The organism is Rhodopirellula sp. SH410 (assembly GCF_055811895.1).
Genome location: NZ_CM147949.1, coordinates 1,014,277 through 1,033,982, shown reverse-complemented (window position 1 = coordinate 1,033,982; position 19,706 = coordinate 1,014,277). Strand labels below are relative to the sequence as shown.

General features: G+C 58.0%; 16 protein-coding genes. 9 read left to right on the top strand and 7 right to left on the bottom strand.

Annotated elements, in window-relative coordinates; all coding sequences use genetic code 11:
• The first annotated feature begins 13 nt into the window (after positions 1 to 13).
• The 4 genes from SH410x_RS04115 (at position 14) to SH410x_RS04100 (ending at position 4,273) form a co-directional block, all read left to right on the top strand.
• Positions 14 to 397: a BlaI/MecI/CopY family transcriptional regulator gene (locus tag SH410x_RS04115; RefSeq protein ID WP_473674876.1), complete on the top strand. Its 384-nt coding sequence runs from the start codon at positions 14 to 16 to the stop codon at positions 395 to 397.
• The gene (locus SH410x_RS04110; protein ID WP_473674874.1) at positions 397 to 2,229 is read left to right on the top strand and encodes a M56 family metallopeptidase; all 1,833 of its coding nucleotides are present in this window, start codon (positions 397 to 399) and stop codon (positions 2,227 to 2,229) included. Before SH410x_RS04115 ends, SH410x_RS04110 begins: the two co-directional genes overlap by 1 nt.
• On the top strand, positions 2,226 to 3,281 hold the full coding sequence (locus SH410x_RS04105; protein ID WP_473674872.1) for a hypothetical protein: 1,056 nt from the start codon (positions 2,226 to 2,228) through the stop codon (positions 3,279 to 3,281). The genes SH410x_RS04110 and SH410x_RS04105 overlap by 4 nt, the downstream gene beginning before the upstream one ends.
• A 146-nt stretch (positions 3,282 to 3,427) precedes the next feature.
• Positions 3,428 to 4,273, top strand: coding sequence for a hypothetical protein (locus SH410x_RS04100; RefSeq protein ID WP_473674870.1), 846 nt, complete (start codon positions 3,428 to 3,430; stop codon positions 4,271 to 4,273).
• Positions 4,274 to 4,458: 185 nt separating this feature from the next.
• Here the strand turns inward: SH410x_RS04100 and SH410x_RS04095 are convergent, their stop codons facing one another.
• From SH410x_RS04095 to rho, 4 genes are all read right to left on the bottom strand, one after another.
• Positions 4,459 to 4,947, bottom strand: coding sequence for a glycine cleavage system protein H (locus SH410x_RS04095; RefSeq protein WP_473674868.1), 489 nt, complete (start codon positions 4,945 to 4,947; stop codon positions 4,459 to 4,461).
• Positions 4,940 to 5,875: a thiamine-phosphate kinase gene (locus tag SH410x_RS04090; protein ID WP_473674866.1), complete on the bottom strand. Its 936-nt coding sequence runs from the start codon at positions 5,873 to 5,875 to the stop codon at positions 4,940 to 4,942. The genes SH410x_RS04095 and SH410x_RS04090 overlap by 8 nt, the downstream gene beginning before the upstream one ends.
• Positions 5,876 to 5,910: 35 nt before the next feature.
• Positions 5,911 to 6,360, bottom strand: coding sequence for a 6,7-dimethyl-8-ribityllumazine synthase (gene ribH, locus SH410x_RS04085; RefSeq protein ID WP_473677237.1), 450 nt, complete (start codon positions 6,358 to 6,360; stop codon positions 5,911 to 5,913).
• Between the two features lie 71 nt (positions 6,361 to 6,431).
• The gene (rho, locus tag SH410x_RS04080; RefSeq protein WP_473677236.1) at positions 6,432 to 7,850 is read right to left on the bottom strand and encodes a transcription termination factor Rho; all 1,419 of its coding nucleotides are present in this window, start codon (positions 7,848 to 7,850) and stop codon (positions 6,432 to 6,434) included.
• A 640-nt stretch (positions 7,851 to 8,490) separates the two neighbouring features.
• Between rho and SH410x_RS04075 the strand changes: the two genes are divergently transcribed.
• Positions 8,491 to 9,744, top strand: coding sequence for a hypothetical protein (locus SH410x_RS04075; RefSeq protein ID WP_473674864.1), 1,254 nt, complete (start codon positions 8,491 to 8,493; stop codon positions 9,742 to 9,744).
• A gap of 2 nt (positions 9,745 to 9,746) precedes the next feature.
• Here the strand turns inward: SH410x_RS04075 and SH410x_RS04070 are convergent, their stop codons facing one another.
• Positions 9,747 to 10,037: a hypothetical protein gene (locus tag SH410x_RS04070; protein WP_473674862.1), complete on the bottom strand. Its 291-nt coding sequence runs from the start codon at positions 10,035 to 10,037 to the stop codon at positions 9,747 to 9,749.
• 269 nt (positions 10,038 to 10,306) lie between these two features.
• On the opposite strand from SH410x_RS04070, the gene SH410x_RS04065 reads away from it, so the two are divergent.
• Complete coding sequence (locus tag SH410x_RS04065; RefSeq protein ID WP_473674860.1) at positions 10,307 to 10,885, top strand: NYN domain-containing protein; 579 nt, start codon at positions 10,307 to 10,309, stop codon at positions 10,883 to 10,885.
• Positions 10,886 to 11,148: 263 nt separating this feature from the next.
• Here the strand turns inward: SH410x_RS04065 and SH410x_RS04060 are convergent, their stop codons facing one another.
• Together SH410x_RS04060 and tatC are read right to left on the bottom strand one after the other, a co-directional pair.
• A complete protein-coding gene (locus SH410x_RS04060; RefSeq protein WP_473674858.1) occupies positions 11,149 to 11,640 on the bottom strand; it encodes a hypothetical protein in 492 nt (163 codons plus the stop codon).
• Position 11,641: 1 nt separating this feature from the next.
• Complete coding sequence (gene tatC, locus SH410x_RS04055) at positions 11,642 to 12,784, bottom strand: twin-arginine translocase subunit TatC (RefSeq protein WP_473674856.1); 1,143 nt, start codon at positions 12,782 to 12,784, stop codon at positions 11,642 to 11,644.
• Positions 12,785 to 12,907: 123 nt separating this feature from the next.
• On the opposite strand from tatC, the gene SH410x_RS04050 reads away from it, so the two are divergent.
• The 3 genes from SH410x_RS04050 (at position 12,908) to SH410x_RS04040 (ending at position 18,532) form a co-directional block, all read left to right on the top strand.
• Positions 12,908 to 13,471 (top strand): type 1 glutamine amidotransferase domain-containing protein, encoded by a 564-nt coding sequence (locus tag SH410x_RS04050; RefSeq protein WP_473674854.1) that lies wholly within the window; start codon positions 12,908 to 12,910, stop codon positions 13,469 to 13,471.
• 97 nt (positions 13,472 to 13,568) lie between these two features.
• A complete protein-coding gene (locus tag SH410x_RS04045) occupies positions 13,569 to 14,489 on the top strand; it encodes a hypothetical protein (RefSeq protein WP_473674852.1) in 921 nt (306 codons plus the stop codon).
• Positions 14,490 to 14,503: 14 nt separating this feature from the next.
• On the top strand, positions 14,504 to 18,532 hold the full coding sequence (locus SH410x_RS04040; RefSeq protein ID WP_473674850.1) for an RHS repeat domain-containing protein: 4,029 nt from the start codon (positions 14,504 to 14,506) through the stop codon (positions 18,530 to 18,532).
• The last annotated feature ends 1,174 nt before the right edge of the window (positions 18,533 to 19,706 follow it).

Genomic DNA, 19,706 nt, shown 5'->3' with positions numbered 1-19,706 from the left:
GGTATATTGATAAATGGCAAAAATCACCAAAGAACCCACCGGGGCCGAACTGGCTATTCTGGAGCAACTGTGGGAACACGGTCCGTCAAGTGTGAAAAATCTGTCGCAGTCGTTGTATGGTGCCTCCACACCGTCGGATATTGCGACCGTACAAAAACTGCTTTCGCGACTGGAGGCGAAGAACTATGTCGACCGGGATCGAAATGAATGGCCGCATCTCTTCCATGCGGTTGTCGCCCGTGAGGAATTGATCACCCAGCGACTGCAAACCACCGCCGACGAACTGTGCGATGGCACGATGTCGACGCTATTAAATCACTTGGTGGGTTCAAAGAAATTCACATCGAACCAGCGTGATCATCTGCGAAAACTGCTCGATGACCTGGACGCCGAATGATGTTCACTGCGCAGACCGTACTGGGCAACCTATTGATCGCGACACTGATCGGTGGGCTTGCGTGGATTGTCGGCCGATCGGGTCGGCGGGCGGTGCTGGCGCACCTGTTGTGGGTCGCGTTCCTGATCAAACTCATCACGCCGCCGCTGGTACTGCTACCGATCCTGCCCCGTCACTCGGACTGGTTGGTGGGCTTCCACTGGTGGCTCGGATTGGGCAGCGTCTGGTTGGCGGGGTTCGCGTTCTTCGTCTCGCGTGGCATGGTCCGTTCGATCCGTTTTCATGTGCTGATCAAACGTGAGGGAACCCTCGATCCGAAAGCATCTGCATTTGTGGCGTCGCTGTTAGCGAGCACTGACTCCATGAACCGTTCGGGCGTTGGCCCCGATTGCGCCCCCACAGAACCGGGGCCAACGCCCAAACGGATGACACTTCTCTCCCGATTCAGGCTGCATCAGCGACGTCGCACGGGCCCCGAAGTCATCCGACTGCCGCTACGACTGTCCCCGATGTTGTTCGGGTTTTCGCTGCGTCCGGTCATCGTCTGCCCGGAGCCGTTATGGGCCGTCTTGTCGGAATCCGAGCAGCACGCGTTTTTGGCGCATGAGACCGCTCACTACTATCGCTACGATCATTGGGTGCGTTGGCTCGAGTGGCTGGTGGGCTGTCTCTATTGGTGGTTCCCCGGTGTCCATCTCGCTCGGCAACAACTCGAGCGGCATGAGGAGGCATGTTGCGATGCCTGGGCAGTCGCCCGGCTCGACTCGACGCCGCGTCATTACGCCGAAGCACTGTTGCGGGTGGTCGATTTCATCAGCGAGCACGCCATCGGGATGCCTCGGCTTGCCAACGGCATGCGGCCGACCGATTCGCTCGAAGAACGCATCCGGCTGCTGATGTGCAGGCGAGGGCTCGTGCAGTCTGCCGCGCCGCTGAACCTGGCCGCAGGAATAGGATGCGTGCTACTGCTGCTGGTCCACCCTGCTGTGAGGCCGACGCGATCCGTCGTCACCGACAGTGCCAAGACGCATCCATTGGTTACCGGCGAGATCGCCGCATCGGTCGCAAGCCCGATACAACCACCGCCGGTGATCGATGCATTGCCGGACGGCTTGCCCGAAGCGCCCCGTGGATTCTGGAACGCGCCGCCACCGCGACGCTGGGCGAACTTTGCCCTCAGCCTGCCGGGCGCCCATTTGGTCGCGGATGTGGATCAAGGCATTCGCATCGATGGCGAGCAATACCCGCCCATCACATTCTCCAACTCGGAAGTCTCAGCGGTCGTCGAAATACCTTCGACACGGCGAGTGGTGATCGGAACCGCGTCCGGTACCCTTCGCTTGTGGGATCTGACCGCCGGCACGCCCGTCTCGCTGATCGGCAAACATGCCGGCGGCGTCACGAGCGTGGCCTACCATGCGGCCCATGGCTTGGTATCAGGCGACTCATCGGGTTCAGTCAACCGCTGGGATTTGCAGTCCGGACAGATTCTGGCGAGTTGGTCCGATTCGAAACAGAGTATCCAGTCGATTCGTTACGCCGCGGATGGTCGGACCATGATGATTCTGACAGGCGGATGGCGTCACTGCGGCAATGATCAAACCGCTCATCTTGTCGACAGTCGCTCGCTCGCGGCCATTCGATCCTGGCCCGTCCATTGCCCTGCGGCGATCGTGATGGAGCGGTCTGAGAGCGGCTGGGTTGCCGTTGACTGGTCGGGAAACGTACGTCAATTGGAAACCGACACCCTCGCCGACACCCTGTCGAAAGACTATGTATCGTCCCTGGTTTTGTCCCAGGACACCCAACCAAACGCAGAGAATTTGCAATGAGATATTCCCGCTGGATCACCCTAGCGATTTGTTTGGCCAGCCTACCCGTTTTCGCGGACGAGACGGCCGTTCCCGAGATACTGAATCCCGATGCAACGACTCCTGATGCAACGACTTCTGATATCGCTCCGGCCCCGCCGTCCTGGCTGCTCGTCGCCTGTGGATTGCCGGGCGACGATGCCCATCGTGAGCGTCTGAGCGGCGCGTTCGAACAAATCATGACGGCAGCGACTTCGGTGCTGCGAGTTCCGGCAGACAACGTGACGGGTCTGGTCGGCGACGAAGCGATGCAGGATACACTCAACGCGACACTCGATCGCACGCTGGAAGTTTGCACCCGCGAATCGCTTCAAAATGCCATTACAAAATGGTGCGACACCGTGCCCGCCGATGCGGATTGCTGGATCCTCTTGCTCGGCCACGCCGATCTCTACGCCGGCAAAAGCCGGTTCAACGTCCTCGGCCCAGACCTGGACCAGATCGAGATGGCCGCTTGGCTGAAACCACTCGCGGCAAAGCGTCAAATCGTGTGGGTCACCCTGCCGGTCAGCGGATTTTGGCTCAAACCGCTCGCCGGCGCGAACCGGATCGTGGTCAGCGCAACCGAAGCCGATCAGGAATACACCGGTACCGAGATGCCCTACGCCCTGGCGGACGTGCTGACCGGTCGTGGTGAGCATGAACAACTGAGGGACGTCGATGGTGACGGCGAACTCTCGCTGTTTGATTTGTACGTCGTCGTGAATCTGGAGGTTCACGGACGTTTCAAGTCGCTCGAACGCTTGCAAACCGAACACGCGCAACTGGAGGACAACGGCGACGGTCGCGGCAGTGAAGTCCAAACACCCTACATTCCTGTCGATCCACCGGAGAACGAAGAGATCGAGGAGGAAGAGAATGCAAACAACTCGGAGGAGGCGCCGCCAGTGGACGAAGATGAGCAGGCCGCTCCGGCAACGGAGTCCCTCCCCGCCCCCAAACCGATCACGAATGAATCCATGGACGGCTACCGCTCGCGTCGGGTGCTGCTCGACGAACCTGCCGACCAATAGAGTCGCGGAGCGTCGGCAGCCTATCGCCGGAGGCGTGGGCCCTCTTCGTTACCCACAAATCGAATGACGCCGAAGGCGTTACAGCCAATGATCCGGTGGTCGAGCGAATCACACTTCTGCCCATCCTTCAACACCGAATACGAATCATGAAACGAACCATTTTAATCGGGATCACCTTGGCCACGTTGTCTCTGGGAACAACGTGCCAAGCTCAGGACAACGCTGCAGCGTCTTCGGCGGATCCCACCAACGAGCGTGCCGAGATGCTCTCAAAGCTATTTTTAGAACAAGCCGCATCACTGGAGATTTTGCCTGTCGACGGCAACAAAGCGTTTCAGCTCGTTCGCTCACCGTTGTTGCGTTTCGCCACGGAAGGGACCGTTTTCGGCAGTGTCTTTGTGTGGGAAGATGCCGCATCACGACTGGCGCTGATCGGTACGATCGGTTCGCTACCCATCAATGGCACGGACATACAGTTTATCGAACTGCATCTATTGAAACCCGAACGAATTTCACCGGCGACCATTCCCGGCTATCCCACCAAACGCTGGGATCCGGACATTGACGAACTGCAACTCAGTACGTTTGACGATGCACCAGCGGTTGCTGCGAACGCACGGATGCGGTTGACCCAGATGCGATCGCTGGCGAGACAGTTCAGCGCGCAGATGATTCATGACGGTCAAACGAATCAACTGCGTCTGTTGCCGCATCCACTTTATCGCTACGCCGACTCGACACCAGAACGTGACGGCGCATTGTTTGCTTTCGTATGGGACAACGGCACGGATCCGGAATTGGTTTTACGGATCGAAGCGGCGTCGAAAAATGGCGTTCCGGCGTGGAACTATCAACCCATTCGCTTCACATGGCGTGAACTCAAACTGCAACTCAAGGGAAAGGACGTGTGGCAGCGGGACGAGTTTTTCGATCGCGACTCGCCGCAGCAAAAAACGCCCTACCTGACCGGTTTGACCAACCCTGTGCCCTAACGGGCTGTGCATTCAATCAAAGCTCGACCGGCGATGGTGAGCCGAATGCCGTCAGGCATCGAGTAACGCAAACCACCCGGAAGCTCACACAAATCGGTTGATGGATGCGGAGCGCATGATCTCGTCATGGGCTTCGTTTCGGTGAACCTCCACGGAAACGAAGCGTTCGGGACAATGGTCCCAAGCTACGTGTTGGCTTGGCCCTTGATCGTTCGCTGCGCGACTTCCCAAGCTTCGACGAGGTGATCGGCGTACTGAGCGGATGAGAGCAGCACCGCCGCTGCTTCGGGAGTCGCTTCGATTTCAATCAGCCACGCGGCGTTGTAGGGGTCCGCATTGATGAGTGAGGGGTCACTGAGCACATCCTCGTTGATCGCGGTGAGGGTTCCAGGCAGCGGTGTAAAGAGGTCGCTCTCAGCTTTCTTACTCTCGATGGAGCCGATCGACATGCGAGGCGTGAGGGGTGCGGGTGCGTCGACGATCCATTCCAGAAAGTAGACGTCCTGCAGCAGTCGCACGGCATAGGCCGTCAAACCAAACCGGTACCGCAGCGGCGTCGCCACATTCTCCGGTGCGGGCATTGGCAACGCCCACATATGATTTTTTGCGTAGAGGTAGCCGGTAGGGAATTCGGCATCGAATTCACCCATCGCAAACGTGAACGACTCAGCCATCGGTTTCGCCGTGCACGTAACCTTGCGGGAAGACGCGTTCGAGTTTGCTGCCGGTGATACGTTTCCATAAACCGGTGCGACCGACCACGGTGCCCACGCGGGTTACTTCCACGGTCAGCTCGTCGGCAGACAGTTTTTCAATTTCTGCCGCGTCGGATTCGCTCACCGTGAAGATCAACTCAAAATCTTCACCGTCACTCCACGCGTGCTGCAGTGGCGTGCGGCCGCTCGCGGCGGACATTTCGATGGCGGCATCGGAAATCGGAATGTGTTCGAGGTCGAGTTCGGCCCCCACACGACTGGCGGCGAGCAGCCGATCGAGGTCGAGACTGAACCCGTCGCTGATGTCGATCGCGGCGTGAACCTGGGCGTGTTGCCGCAGACGTTTTGCGAATTCGACGCGTGGGGTGGGCCGCAGATGGCGACCGAGCAGACTGCCGCCGAGCGAACCGGTGACGAAGATGGCGTCACCTTCTTCGGCGCTGCTACGCAGCCATGGATCGGTGACGGTGCCGAGCATGCAGACGCTGATCGCAAGTGGTCCATCGTAGGTCGACAGGTCTCCGCCCGCGATGGCGATATTGAACTGACCGCAGGCTTCGAGAATACCTTCGTAGACTTCACCGGCGATTTCGGTCGCGTTGTGGGCGGGGAGCGCCAGCGTGACGAGCGCTGCGGTCGGTGTGGCCCCCATCGCGGCGATGTCACTGAGGTTGATCGCGATGGACTTGTAGCCGATCGATGCGAGCGGTTGAGACTGGCTGTCAAAATCGACCCCGTCGATGATCTGGTCGGTGCATGCGACTTGTTGCACGCCGGGGCCGCCCGCGGGCGAATCCATGATGGCGGCGTCGTCACCGATACCGACTGCGACAGCGGGCAGGCTGCGGGTACGACCACGCAAATAGGCGAGAAAGGATTGTTCCATGTTGGCTCAGTCGTGCTCTTTCAGCAAAGATTCGTTCAGCGGAGTTTGGGGGCCAGACGCAAGAGTTCCAGTACCGCGTCGGCTGCCTCGTGGCCTTTATTGCCGACGTTGCCACCGCTGCGCTGGATCGCTTGTTCGAGCGTGTTGCAGGTCAACAAACCAAAGCCGACGGGCCGGCCGCTACTGATGCTCTGATTCATCAACGAGGCGCTGACGGTACGGTTAATGTGTTCGTCGTGCGTGGTTTCGCCCCGGATGACACAGCCCAATGCGATCGCCGCCGCAACGTCGGCGTGCTGCAAGGCTTGCTCGACGGCCCAGCACAATTCCCAGGCACCGGGGACACGGATAATCCAGTGACGCTCCGGGGCGATACCGGCCTGCGTCAGGGTTTCGACGGCAGCTTCGCACATCGAATCACAAATGCCTGGATTGTAACGACTGACGACAACTGCGATCCGCCCGGAGGGCAGCGGACCGGTCATTCCATCAATGGATGCTGACACGGATTGAGATCTCTTGGTGGGTATCGTTGGTGGGTGAAAGCGGGGTCGTACTACGGTGATTCCGGTGGAATACTCATCAGGAACTCGACATTGTTTTGCGTCGCGGCGAGTTTCTTGGTGAGTGTCATCATCGCTTCGGTGGGCGAAAGTTCGGCGAGCGAGCGGCGGAGCGTTTGGATCCGCTGATATTCATCGGCATCGAAGAGAATTTCCTCGCGTCGGGTGCCGCTACGGTACAGATCGATCGCGGGCCAAACCCGCCGGTGGACGAGTTCTTGATCGAGCACAATTTCAAGGTTGCCAGTCCCTTTGAATTCTTCGAAGATGACATCGTCCATACGGCTGCCGGTATCGACCAGCGCGGTGGCCAGGATCGTGAGCGACCCCCCCTCCTCGACTTTGCGTGCCGAGCCGAAAATGGATTTTGGTTTTTGCATGGCACCCGCATCCAAACCACCACTCAAAAGCTTGCCGGTCGCTGATTCCACGTCGCTATTGTAGGCTCGCGCCAAACGCGTGATCGAGTCGAGGAAAATGACGACGTCGGTGCCCGACTCCACCATCCGCTTGGCTTTTTCGACGACCATCTGAGCGACTTGGATGTGTCGCGATGCCGGCTCGTCGAACGTGCTGCTGATCACCTCACATTGATGCGAACGGATTTCCCGCTCCATGTCGGTGACCTCTTCGGGTCGTTCATCAATCAGCAACACGAACACATAGGCGGACGGATAATTCGCCAACACGCCACGGGCGAGTTGTTGCATCAGGATGGTCTTGCCCGCGCGCGGTGGGCTGACGATCAGACCGCGTTGGCCGAATCCGATCGGCATAAAGAGATCGACCACGCGTGTGCTCATCTCGTCGACCGCGTGTTCCATCACGATACGGGTGCGAGGATGCAGCGGCGTGAGTTCATCAAATGGGACTTGCCGACCACGCCGTGATGGTTCGCTATGGTTGATCGCTTCGATCCGCAACAGCGCGAAATATCGTTCGTTCTCTTTCGGCGGGCGGATTTGCCCAGCGACATGGCTGCCGGTATGCAGTCCAAAGCGTCGGATCTGACTCGGCGAGACGTAGATGTCGTCGGGACAGGACAGATAGTGGTACTGCGCACTGCGCAGAAAACCAAACCCGTCGGGTAGGATTTCGAGTGTGCCCTCGCCGTACATCAAACCGTTGGCACTCATCTTCGCCTTGAGCAAGCGAAAGACGAGCTCCTGGCGGGCAATGCCGGCGACATCCACCAGTCCAGCCTGCTCCGCCATCGCGATGAGCTCAGGATGCGACATCTGTTGCAGCTGAACCAAATTGACCGGCGAGCCATTGGCATCGGGTTGCGGAATCCCGACGCGGCCACCAGCCTTGGTGACTTCGCTGACAATTTCTTCGGGCAGAGAGAGAGGATCGCGTTCAGCGTCGAGTTCGCGCACGCGCTGATCGACGGCTTGATCGGGATGGCGCATACGGGGCGGTCGACGGCGCGAGTCACGCGCCGACCGAGACGGGGTGGAAGAGTCCATGAGGAGGAGAATCGGTCGGAGGGGGGGCGAGGAGAGAGGAGCATGTCAGATGCCTGGTTTGGAAAAGACAGGCGGCATCCGGGAGGGGTTCAGGGCAGGCCGAGTACGGCCCCCCTATCACATTAACATTAGTCTACCTGACGGGGCACCGTTCGCCAGCCTCTTTTTTGCGTTCTTGGTCACTGGGTTTCGACAAACACCCTTGCCGCATTTAAATCGGGGCCATTTTCAGCAATTCGGGCTGCCTGCCGATGCAAAACATCTCGATTACTTGGGGGAAAATGCGGTTTGAGCAGAATAGTGGGATTGCCAGCGATCATTCGGCTTCTGAGCATTTTGGCGGATTTACGGTTTCCTCCAGTAATCCGGCTAAGCCTTTGGGGGTGTCCTGGCCGATACTACCTGCACAACCCGATACGAAAGGCACACAACAGCGTGCCGGATTGTGGTTTGATTTAAGTGACCCGCAGCCACGCGGGGCAGAGTCGATGATGGGAGCAGCATCAACCTCACCGGTTGGTGTTCCCCCGTGATCGGCTCTCAAGGCGCGGGCGGCAACTCCTAGCATGACGGTGGAAATACGATGTCGGTACGGAAGCTGACGACGAAACTGACGATGTTGCTGGTCTTGGCGACCGGAGGCGTCTCCGCATCGGCACAAGATCACAACCATGCACTTGCGGATCCGTTCGCATTTGACCCGGACTTTCAGTGGTTCGAGCCGGTCTACGACGCAGACATCCTCGACATGAAGCCCAAGAAACGGGCTCACACGGGATGGTACGCTACGTACGATCGCATCAATTTGTACGGCTCACGGCCGTCCGAGAGTGATGACATTGGTGATGGCAATCGGCTCGATTCCGGTGGCGGCCAACGTTATGAAGTCGGGTACATGCGACCTGACCAGGACACGGGGATGTTGTTCACCTACATCCAGAACGAAGCCACCGCGGCTGATTCACTGATCGTGGATCGACTCAACCGAATCAACGGTGCTGACTTCGATGGAACGCCAACGTACCCTGACCCCAACCGTTTTGGTGCGGACGTGTTCCGCGACCCCGACGGCAACGTATTGGGGTATGGGACTCGGTTTTATAACATCGGGTTGACGCTCAACTCCATGCACATGAGAAGCTACGAATTGAGCAAAACCTGGCGAATGGAACCGTACCATTATGGCGGCATCCTCGAACCGATGCTGGGGGCTCGTTTCATCCGGGCTCAAGATGCGGCATCGCTCCAGACCTATGGCTATACATTTGATGATGCTGCTCTGGCGAACATCGGCATCGGCACATCACCCTATGTCCAGCTGATCCCGAATCCGCCCAACCTCGATCCCACACCGATGGATCGCCTGAACACGTACGCTGTGCAAATTCAAAACGATATGTACCTCATGCAAGCAGGCTTTCGATACTTCAAGTACCAAGATCGGTGGCGATACTCAGCTGAATTCAGAGGCTTCACCGGCGTTAACTCGCAGGCTTACTCGAACCGACGCAGCGAAGCGACCACGGTCTACGACAGTTTTGAAGAGTCCGCCACCGTGGTTTTGGATACCACAACGACGAGTACGACTCAGTTCGACAGCAACAGCGAGTTTGTGATCGGGTTCGACGGCCGAACCGAAATCGGCTATCAGTTGACCAAATTGATCAACGTGCGATGTGGTCTCCAAGTCATCGATATTGCTCGTGGGGTTTGGCGTTCCAGCCACAACCTGACCGAGCAGACCGGTGGGCTTTTGACACCATCGATCGAAACGGGACGGAAAGATCAAGGCTACGTCGCCTTCGGTTACACATTCGGTATCGAACTGAATCGATAAGCTCATTCCTGGCGAGGCATCGCCAGGGCATGCAGACTGACCACGCTGCCTACGGCGATCATCGCCAAACCTAGCCAGCGAGGTGGATGCACACGTTTGGTTGGATTGGGATGAACTTGCAACATCATGTTGTCAAGCGTGTTCTCAGGAGCAATGGCGGCCTTGCGGCTCACCTTTGCTAGCGTTCGTGTGGTGTTTTCATTGAGCACGAACGAATCAATCATCCGGAACTGAGCTCCTAACAAAACGAGCAGCACCCCGATGAGGAAGCAGTGATTGCGATTCATTTTCATGGGTGCGTTCCGTCCGGGAAGAGTGATTAAGCCAGTTCCAGCTTGGTCAAAAGCGCGTGGGCGACACCCCTCGCGATTGCTTGGAAAAACGTAGCCCGATGGGCACACGCTTCAACGAGTTAGATCGACGCGATATCGGCGTCAGTAGCAATGAGGATCCCCGATTTTGCTTTGTCGCGATTCTCTGATTTGCTGCTATGATGGCGAATGGACCGTTTGTTCTGGTCCTAACGATCCTTCTCTCGTGACGTATTTCCAGAGGCTGCCCCGTGTCGATCGTGCTGTTGATCGACGGATACAACGTGATTGGGCCGGTCGCACCGCCCGGCCGTGGTGCGACACTGCGTTGGCTGGAGACCGAACGCCAACGATTGCTCGATCGCCTTGTCGAGCATCTCGACGAAAGCGTGCGACTGCGAACGTGCGTGGTCTTCGATGCCAAGAACGCTCCGAGGCATCGCGCATCTCAATACCTGCATCACGGCATCGACGTCAGGTTCGCCGTCGAGTACCCGGAAGCGGATGATCTACTCGAAGAAATCATCGCCCAGCACGCGGCGCCCAAGACACTCAGCGTGGTGTCGTCGGACCATCGGATTGCGAAAGCGGCACGACGACGGCGGGCAGGATGCTACGACGCAGTCACCTGGCTCGACCATCTGCTCGATGGGAACACGCAATTAATCAAAGTTCCCAAAGCGGCAAAACGACAGCCTCCGCACGCCCCCATCTCCACGATCACTCCGGCCGCAGGTGCACAGCCTGATGGCATCGACCCCATTGACGCCCAAGTCGAATCCATGATCAGCGACGACGTGCTCGAAGCGTTGCTGGGCAAGCTCAAATAGGCTAGCGCGGGACTGCCCAAACATTGGGATATTGTGGCCGAACGCTCCGCGGTCGGGAGGGTCGACCGCGGAGCGTTCGGCCACAATATCGGACAGTAATTCCCCGCTCGCTCCTTAGCCGTTTGCGGTCGTTGGATGCCTTCGGTCGCGGTCACCCCCACAAAACGGCGTCCCTAAAACGCGACGAATGACCGACAGGGCAAACGCCGAGTCACACCCAAGAATTGAGAGAACCAGCCTCCCGCCCCCCAAAAAGCCGGGGGCTACTTACGCGTGACGATCCATAGGTTCACCTCACCGACCAACCGCGGCGGACCGGGTGCATCGGCCGTCGATTCGAGCTCAATCTCGAGTTCGTTGTGATCGGCCAGCCGGCCGTCGAGGCTCAATCGCAGCGAGGCTTCCACGTTTTGCTCCGATCCGCCCTCGTCCGCATCAGTCTCGGTACTGATCGCGAGCGAGTTAACGCGGATTTCAACGATTTGCCCGGCCGCGGCCCCTACTTCGAGCAGCACCCGTTCGCCGGATTCGATCCCGCTGGGCCGATGAAATTGACGGCGATAGATCACGCGGTGAACGAGATTCGCGTCCTCAGGGCCCCCGTCGGTATCGCCGGGCTGTCGATCAGGAACGTCGACACGATGTGGATGGGCAGCGACCGACTCGCGATCTCCCGGGGAGGCAGCACCACCCCCCGGACGCACCGAGTGGTCATACCTCTGCCACGGTTTCCGCAGTCGAATGCGATGAGCCATCTTACGCTGGATCATAGGCACCGCGGCCCATGCCTCGTCCACGCGGCATGTACGCACACAGCGCAATCCCGAGAAAATACAGGACCATCAACGGAAGGGCCAAGGCGATCATGCTCGTGACATCTGCGGGCGTGACCACCATCGAGATGATGAAAATCACCAGCGTCGCGATCCGCCAACTACTGATGTAGTCCTTGGTTTGGATCAAATCGATGCGTTGTAAAAACAACATCACCAATGGCAGCTGGAAGGCCACACCAAATCCGAGCGGCAGCATCAACACGAAATTCACGTAGTACGACAAACGCGGTTCGATCTCGACGTCCATGCTGCTGTTGAAATCGAGCAGAAACTTCAACACGTACTGCAACACCAGGAAAAACGCGAGGGACACGCCCGCGACAAACAATGTCACGCTGAATGGCAAGTACACGTGAACGTAGCGTCGTTCATGGGAGTGCAGGCCCGCGGCGACGAAATTCCACAGGTGATAAAAAATCATGGGTGAGGCCAACACTGCTCCCACGATCAATCCGGCTTTGAACCAAATCATGAACGTTTCCTCTACTTTCAACGAGCTGACCCCCCGTTCGCTCCGCCGGAACTGGATCGTCGGCACCATGGCGTCTGGATTGGGAACCTCGCCGATCGCCGCGATCAGGTCCGCGGTAAAAATACGACGCGTCGAATCGAGTGCCGCAGCCGTTGCTGTGTCGCTCGGGCCAGCATCCGGCTCAGCACCGCTCGCTGCGCCAGCACCTTTCGGGGTCAACGGTGCTTTGTCGCTGTCCATCAATTCCGCTGCAGCGGACTTACTCAGTGGCTCGGGCAGCGCGTAAATCAGTTCGGCGACGAGCGAGTTCTGGATTAGAAACTCGTGCAACCGCTCGACCTCGGGATCTTCGCGATTGGGGAGGCCAAGCAGCACGAGATCGCGATCAGCGTTGTACTTCACAATCGCCTGTTTGAGCGGCTCCTGCACATAGCGAACCACCCGACTGGCGAATATCAGCCCGAAGGCCAGGCCGATCGCGAGCCAAATGATGGCTTTGACCAGTGTACCGCGAAGTTCATCAAGGTGCTCACGCACCGTCATGGTCGAATTGTCAAACAGGTCGTCTTTGGGGCGAGCCAGGGCGTCCACGGCAGTCTTTATCGAAAAAAGGAAGGTCGACTTGTATCTCACGAATCTACTAGTTTAACTGTTTCCAGCAAAGTCGCACGATCACTTTGCGATTCCGTCGTCTTCGATTTGGAAAAACGCTCTATGAATGCTCTCCCCTCGACCGATCACGTGTCCCCCCACACGTTGGAAGGAAGCCGAATTCTCGCTTTTGTGGGGGAAATCTACGAGGATCTCGAACTCTGGTACCCTAAATTACGACTGATCGAGGCCGGCGCGGAGGTCGTCGTCGCCGGGCCGGACGCCGGGGCGACCTATCAAGGGAAGCTAGGCTATCCCTGCGTCAGCGATGTGGCGATCTCCAGCGTCCAGAGCAACGATTTTGACGGATTACTCGTGCCGGGCGGTTTCATGCCCGATAAATTGCGCCGCGATCCCGACGTGCTTAGGCTGGTCCGTGAATTCGACGCGGCGGGCAAGCCGATTGCGGCGATCTGCCACGGCGGGTGGATTCCCATTTCCGCAGGTGTCTACCGAGGCGTTCGTGTCACCGGTTCGCCAGGCATCCGGGACGACCTCGTCAATGCCGGAGCAGTATTTGAGGATGCGGCGGTGGTCGTCGATGGACATCACGTTTCCAGTCGTCGGCCCGACGATTTGCCCGATTTTTGTCGGCATTTCCTCGCGTTGCTCGTCGCTGGGCGTTGACACGCGGGAAGCCGGGTTCGTATAGACGGATCATCCGACCCCTGACGGCCCCGATTTGTTTCCCCCACCTACTTTTCGACGAACGAAGCCCTCCGCGATGAAATCTTCGAAGTTCGAAATGCAACTCGCCGGGCTCCTCGTCGCCGGGCTCATCGTTTCGGCAGGCACCGGTTGCTCGCTCTGGAATTCGGGCGCATGGTCGGAATCCGCTCTCTTGCCAGGGTCCAGCGATCCAGCTGACGACGCAGATCATCAGATCGTCCCGGCGCGACACAACAGCTCCACGCTCACCCATAAAAGCAGCGACACGATTTCGCTGGCGGTAGAATTTCGTCACGTTCCCTCATCAGAACTCGGCGAAACAATGTGGCGTAGCATCGACGAAACCGTCTTTGATGCGCGTGTTCGGCAAGCTTGGCTGGCAAACGGACTGCGCATTGGGATACTCAATGAGCTGGGAGGTGCGGCGAACCATGCCAGCGGCCAAGACGCGTCTCAGCTCGACCCGGTCAATGAACTGTTCGCGGGAGCCAAAATACTCGGCGCCCAACCCGATGGGCGCGAGACCGTTCCGCTGCGTCCGTCCCGGCGTCACGAATTACCCCTGGCCCCAGCACTCGGTGCGACTGAAACCGTACTCTTGCAAAATACCGGCGGCTTGACCGGGCGCGCACTGGACGCCCCTCAATTGCTATTAGCGCTCACGGCCGAGAATGGACCGCGACACGGTCAGTCTCAGATACAAATCCGCCCCGAAATCCAGCACGGTGCCGTCCATCAGAAATTTATTAGCAGCGACACAGCCGTCCGCATCCAAGCCGGTCGCGACCGCTGGGAACTCAGCGAGCTGAATCTGACTTGGGCCGCCCAACCGGGCACCACGCTGGTCATTGCCCCGGTCGTGCAGCCGGACGAGAGCGAGCCCACGTTCGGTCTCGGTCGCCAAATGCTACGAGATTCTGACCATCTCGTGGATGATCAACACATCGTCGCATTTCTGCAAATTGCCAAGCCTTAGTTTTGAAAGGGCGGATGCTTTCGAACGAGGACTGCATGCTCTACGACCAAGTGCTCGGGGCAATGCTACAGCGCATCAATGATGCCGACACATCGGTGCTTTCCGGTGTACCTTCTGGTTGGAGCACACCGAGCGGCGGTGGAAAACACTTGATTTCTGATTACGAGATCGATTCACGGGGACGCACGACCCAGCAACTGGGTCCTGTCCACACGATCGACATCGGCGGCACGGCCACTGCGGTGCGACGTGCTCACTGGACAGTTTACAAAGATGCTGAGCACGCGACCTGGACCGCCAGCGGCTACGCCACCGGAACGGCACCTGCTTACACCTACACGCTGATCAACCCGGTCAACATCCAGCAACGGGATGCACGCGGGAATATTCTGGAGCAGATCCAAGTGCCGCGTGGATCGACCTTGGGCCGTCTGCAGCCCACCGATACGTTCTCGCAAGCGTCGTTCACGAGCTGGACGACTTGGCAGTACACCGATTGCTGCTTAGTCTCATCGACACGTGTCTATCACACCATCCCGGCCTCTGGCGAAGGAACCAGTGGGACCAATTACGACCAAACAACCTACGGCTACGATAGCCAGAAGCGGCAGAACCTGCAGATTTCGCCCGGCGGCACGATCAGCCAACGTGTTTACGATGTTCGCGACAACGTCGTGGCGATCTTCGTGGGCACCAATGACACGGGGTCCACCGAGTCCGACCCGACCGGCGGGGGTGCCTCGGGCAACAACATGGTGCAGGTCAGTGGCTCTGTCTTCGACAACGGCAATGACGGGGGCGATAACAACCTCACCAGCCAGATCGCTTACGTCGATGGCGTCAACACCCGCACCACCGCGTTCACCTATGACTGGCGCAACCGCCGGGTAGACACCAACGGGGAGCTCGATGCCTTTGGTCGGGTTACCTATGACAACCTGAGCCGGGTGATCCAGTCCGACCGCTACGATACTTCCGCCAGCGGTAATCTGGTCTCTCGAAATGTGACCAAGTACGACAATCTGGGACGGGTTTACCAGTCCATTCGCTATGCAGTCGATCCCAACACGGGCACGGTCGGCAACCCGATCACCAGCAATACCTGGTTTGATGCGGTCGGCAACCCGGTCAAATCCATGCCGGGAGGTTCGAGCCGCTTTACCAAACAGGTCTTCGACAGCACGGGCTGGATGATTCATTCGTACGTCGGCTATGGCAACGACACGACCTATGCCGACGCCTTGAACGTCACCGGCGACGTGATTCTCTCGCAATCGGACATGGCTTACGATGATGCGGGAAACTCGATCCAATCCACCACACGGCAGCGATACCACAATGCCCCGGCCGCCCAGACCGGTGAGTTGGGCTCGCCCTCGGCGACGCCGAATGCACGCGTTCAGTACTCAGCGAGCTACCCGGACGCCGTGGGCCGCATGGTCGCCTCGGCCGAGTACGGAACGAACGGTGGCACGGCCCTGACCCGTTCGGCCACGATTCCCTCCAGTAGCGATACGGTCCTGGTTTCACAGCAAGTCTACGATAACGCGGGTCGACTGCGTGACAGCATCGACGCTGCCGGCAAGATCTCACGGACGCTTTACGATGCGGCCAGTCGCCAAAACGAAACGATCGATAACGTGGTCGATCCACCGGCCAGTTCGAGCACTAGCACCGCGTGCACGGCCTCGGACGATCAAAATCAAACCGTGCAGTTCACCTACACACTCGATGGTGATCTCAAAACACTCACCGCCGTCAACGCCTCGACCGGCAATCAGGTGACGCAGTACATCTACGGCACCACACTGTCAGACAGCGCGATCGCGTCGAGCACCCTGCTGCGTCGTGAGATCTACCCGGATTCAACCGGCACGTCTGATAGCGTCAGCTACACGTACAACCGCCAGTCACAACGGACCAGCCTCACGGATCAAAACGGTACGACACGCCAGTACGACTTCGATGCCCTCGGTCGTCAGACGCAAGACCGAGTCACGACCTTAGGTGCAGGCGTCGACGGAACCATTCGCCGCGTAGAGCAAACCTACAACGTTCGCGGCAACGTGTCCGCGGTGACCTGTTATAATAACGCGTCGGTCGGCAGCGGCTCGATCGTCAATCAAATCACCCGGCAGTTCGATGGGTTCGGACAAGTGACGAAAACGTTCCAGTCGCATAGCGGCGCGGTCAACCCCGCCTCGACACCCAGCGTGGGACGGTCGTACACCGATGGCAGCGGGAACGTGCTGCGTCCCACCGCCACGCTCTATCCCAACGGGCGAGAAGTCACGCTCGACTACGGCAGCAGTGGCTCGATCACCGATAAACTGAACCAGGTGTCCAGCCTAGTCGATGATGACTCCACCGTCTTAGCCGCCTACGAATACCTGGGTCTCGGCACGGTCGTCCAACAGGACAGCACGCAGGCAGACCTTCGCTACACGCTGATCTCGCCAACCCTGGCGACGGATCCCGACACTGGCGATATCTACAGCGGTCTGGATCGCTTCGGTCGGGTAAAAGACGTTCGCTGGCGAGATGTCTCGGCAGGCACCGATCTATCCCGGATCGAGTACGGCTACGACCGGGCCAGTAACCGCACTTGGCGAGAAAATCCGTCGGATCCCAATCGGGAACACGACTGGCTGTATCAGTATGACGGGCTCAATCGCCTGCAGTCTGCCCAACGTGGCCAGCTCAGTGGCACGCACACCGCGATCACTTCGCTCGACGCCGCTCAGTGCTGGACGCTTGACTCGACAGGTAACTGGAAAGAGTTCCGGCAAGACGAGAACGGCGACGGTACCTGGGATTTTAATCAGACGCGCACTGCGAACGAAGTCAACGAGATCACGGACATCAGCAACACGCCAAGCGACATCTGGGCGACACCCGTTTACGACAGGAACGGTAACACGACGACCAACCCCCGCCCTGATCTTGGCACCGACGCGACAATGACGGCGACGTTTGACGCATGGAACCGGATGACGAAGCTGGTCGATGACGCGACTTCGAACGTGCTCCTAGAAAACCAGTTCGACGGCCGTAACTTCCGCGTCGCTGCCAAGGAGTACACCTCGGGAACACTCGCCCGGACGCGTGAGTACTACTTCACCGACGCCTGGCAGTGCGTGGAGGAACACGTCGACACGTCCAACACGCCACGGCGCCAATACGTGTGGGGGATGCGATACATCGACGATCTCGTACTCCGCGATCGCGATATCTCGCCCTCCGGTGGACTCTTGACCGAGCGACTGTACTACCTGGCCGATGCGAACTGGAACACGACGGCGGTGGTGAGCGATTCGGGTAGCGTGCAGGAACGCTACGAGTACGACCCGTACGGCAACCTGAGTATCTTCGCGGCCAACTTCACGCCGCGAACGGTAAGCACCTACGGTGTTCACTACACCTATACTAGCCGCGAGTGGACACCGAATGCCGGGCTGTACTACTTCCGTAACCGCTGGTACGACGCTCAACTGGGCAGGTTTAGCTCCAGAGACCCAATTGGGTATGAGGGGAGCCAGTGGAATATTTATGGATATGTAAAATCGTCGCCATTGCACAACGCAGACCCGCTAGGTCTCTCTAGTATTTTCATTGCTGACATTGATCTCCTGCGAGCGTATTTCGGAGGCAACTGGCGCATTCGATTGGGGATTGGTGGAACGCCCGCCATTGCCAGTGGGTGTTACGACGGCCCTCCTGACCTGTCTGACTTGCCTGGGCTGCCTGAAGCTTGCGAGGGAATTGCATCGAGACAAACTCATAACTGCAGGCAACACGACATTCTCTGCCAACAAGAGTGCGACAAGCTGTATGCATGGCAGGACCCAGACGGATGCAGAGATGATTGCCAACGAGCAGAGAACTGCTGCACCTTAAACGCTCGCCTTTTAATTGATCATTGCATGGGAATATCTCCAATCTTGAGACTAATAGAGGATGAGCACAAGCGTTTAAAGTGCAAAAACACTTTGGGTGAAGATATTCCACGTATGCTACCACCGTATAATCCCGGCATTTTTTAAATACGTCACCACGTGTATCTAGGGTTAACGGAATGACCTTTGCGCGGGTGATTAGTGGACTCGCAAATGTGATATCGTCGAGCTTGATGTTTTGACCTTACGCTTTCTCATCTGTCAATTTACCGTCGTAATTCGTTTTGTGATATGCACATACGCCCAGCCTATATGGTCGTCGCGGCCCTCGCAGTTGCGGTCGTTTCTTTCGTTTTTGTTTTTCTCGCGAGCCGAAACCTGTCCAACGATAAGCCAAGGATTAGATTGCATGTCTTTTTTCCTATTACTGAAGGAATCGAGCCAGGTATCGACGTGATCTTTTTCGGTGATGTTGTTGGGAGAGTCGTTCGAGTAAAAAACAGCGACAAAGAATTGCTTGTCGAACTTGTAATCACGGAGGAGCCCAAGATCAACCGAAATTTCGTGCCCTGCTTCGTCCTCTCTGACATCGATTCTAAGCGGTCACAATGTATAATGTTCAAACAGATTGAGAAATCAATTTTGGTCGAAAGCTTTGGTCTTAGTAGTGATCAAGTTGAGTTGCCATACGTCAATGATGAGGTTGTGACTTACGGTCAAGTTGAGGGGATCGGAAGAAGATAACGGGACGGGGGTTGAATCGACTCGTCCACCCGATCAATCAGGCGATCACTAGCGACGGAAAGTATCAGGATCCGGGTGCATTCCCATTCTACGGACATGTTTGCTAGCAAATCTAATTGGTCTTTGCCCCGTTTTCGCCTGACTTCCCGAGGTTAGAATTGATTGCTTTGATGGATCAATTCTAACTCGTGGCAAGGATGCTGGTGTACAAGACAAAAGGGGACGGGGGTAGTTTCCGGGAGACCACCCCGTGAACCGGAGTAAAGCGAAGCTGAAACGGTAGCCGATAGGCTGCCGTTTTTCGTTGGTGGACACCAAGTCCGCTACACTTGCGGCACGAAGCCGCCCAGGCGTTGGTTCTTCCGGCAAGCGAAGCGGACGTACCGACGCACACGAAGTGCGTCGCGGCTGTTTCGGCTGAATGCCGCCACTCTGGATAGATCGCTGAACGACCGTGACAGCACGTCGCCGCGTGACTAAGCCCGGTGGCAGGAGCCCACCCGGCGAACGCAGTCAAAAAAGGCTAGCGAAGCGAGGCCGACTCACGGGGACATCGCACCATTCTGGCCGGCGTGCG

Excerpts from the sequence above, each read along its gene's own strand:
- SH410x_RS04100 (WP_473674870.1), top strand. The coding sequence starts at position 3,428 with ATGAAACGAACCATTTTAATCGGGATCACCTTGGCCACGTTGTCTCTG.
- SH410x_RS04105 (WP_473674872.1), top strand. The coding sequence starts at position 2,226 with ATGAGATATTCCCGCTGGATCACCCTAGCGATTTGTTTGGCCAGCCTA.
- SH410x_RS04040 (WP_473674850.1), top strand. The coding sequence starts at position 14,504 with ATGCTTTCGAACGAGGACTGCATGCTCTACGACCAAGTGCTCGGGGCA.
- SH410x_RS04045 (WP_473674852.1), top strand. The coding sequence starts at position 13,569 with ATGAAATCTTCGAAGTTCGAAATGCAACTCGCCGGGCTCCTCGTCGCC.
- SH410x_RS04110 (WP_473674874.1), top strand. The coding sequence starts at position 397 with ATGTTCACTGCGCAGACCGTACTGGGCAACCTATTGATCGCGACACTG.
- SH410x_RS04070 (WP_473674862.1), bottom strand. The coding sequence starts at position 10,037 with ATGAAAATGAATCGCAATCACTGCTTCCTCATCGGGGTGCTGCTCGTT.
- ribH (WP_473677237.1), bottom strand. The coding sequence starts at position 6,360 with ATGACCGGTCCGCTGCCCTCCGGGCGGATCGCAGTTGTCGTCAGTCGT.
- SH410x_RS04095 (WP_473674868.1), bottom strand. The coding sequence starts at position 4,947 with ATGGCTGAGTCGTTCACGTTTGCGATGGGTGAATTCGATGCCGAATTC.
- SH410x_RS04090 (WP_473674866.1), bottom strand. The coding sequence starts at position 5,875 with ATGGAACAATCCTTTCTCGCCTATTTGCGTGGTCGTACCCGCAGCCTG.
- SH410x_RS04060 (WP_473674858.1), bottom strand. The coding sequence starts at position 11,640 with ATGGCTCATCGCATTCGACTGCGGAAACCGTGGCAGAGGTATGACCAC.
- SH410x_RS04115 (WP_473674876.1), top strand. The coding sequence starts at position 14 with ATGGCAAAAATCACCAAAGAACCCACCGGGGCCGAACTGGCTATTCTG.
- SH410x_RS04050 (WP_473674854.1), top strand. The coding sequence starts at position 12,908 with ATGAATGCTCTCCCCTCGACCGATCACGTGTCCCCCCACACGTTGGAA.
- rho (WP_473677236.1), bottom strand. The coding sequence starts at position 7,850 with ATGCGCCATCCCGATCAAGCCGTCGATCAGCGCGTGCGCGAACTCGAC.
- SH410x_RS04075 (WP_473674864.1), top strand. The coding sequence starts at position 8,491 with ATGTCGGTACGGAAGCTGACGACGAAACTGACGATGTTGCTGGTCTTG.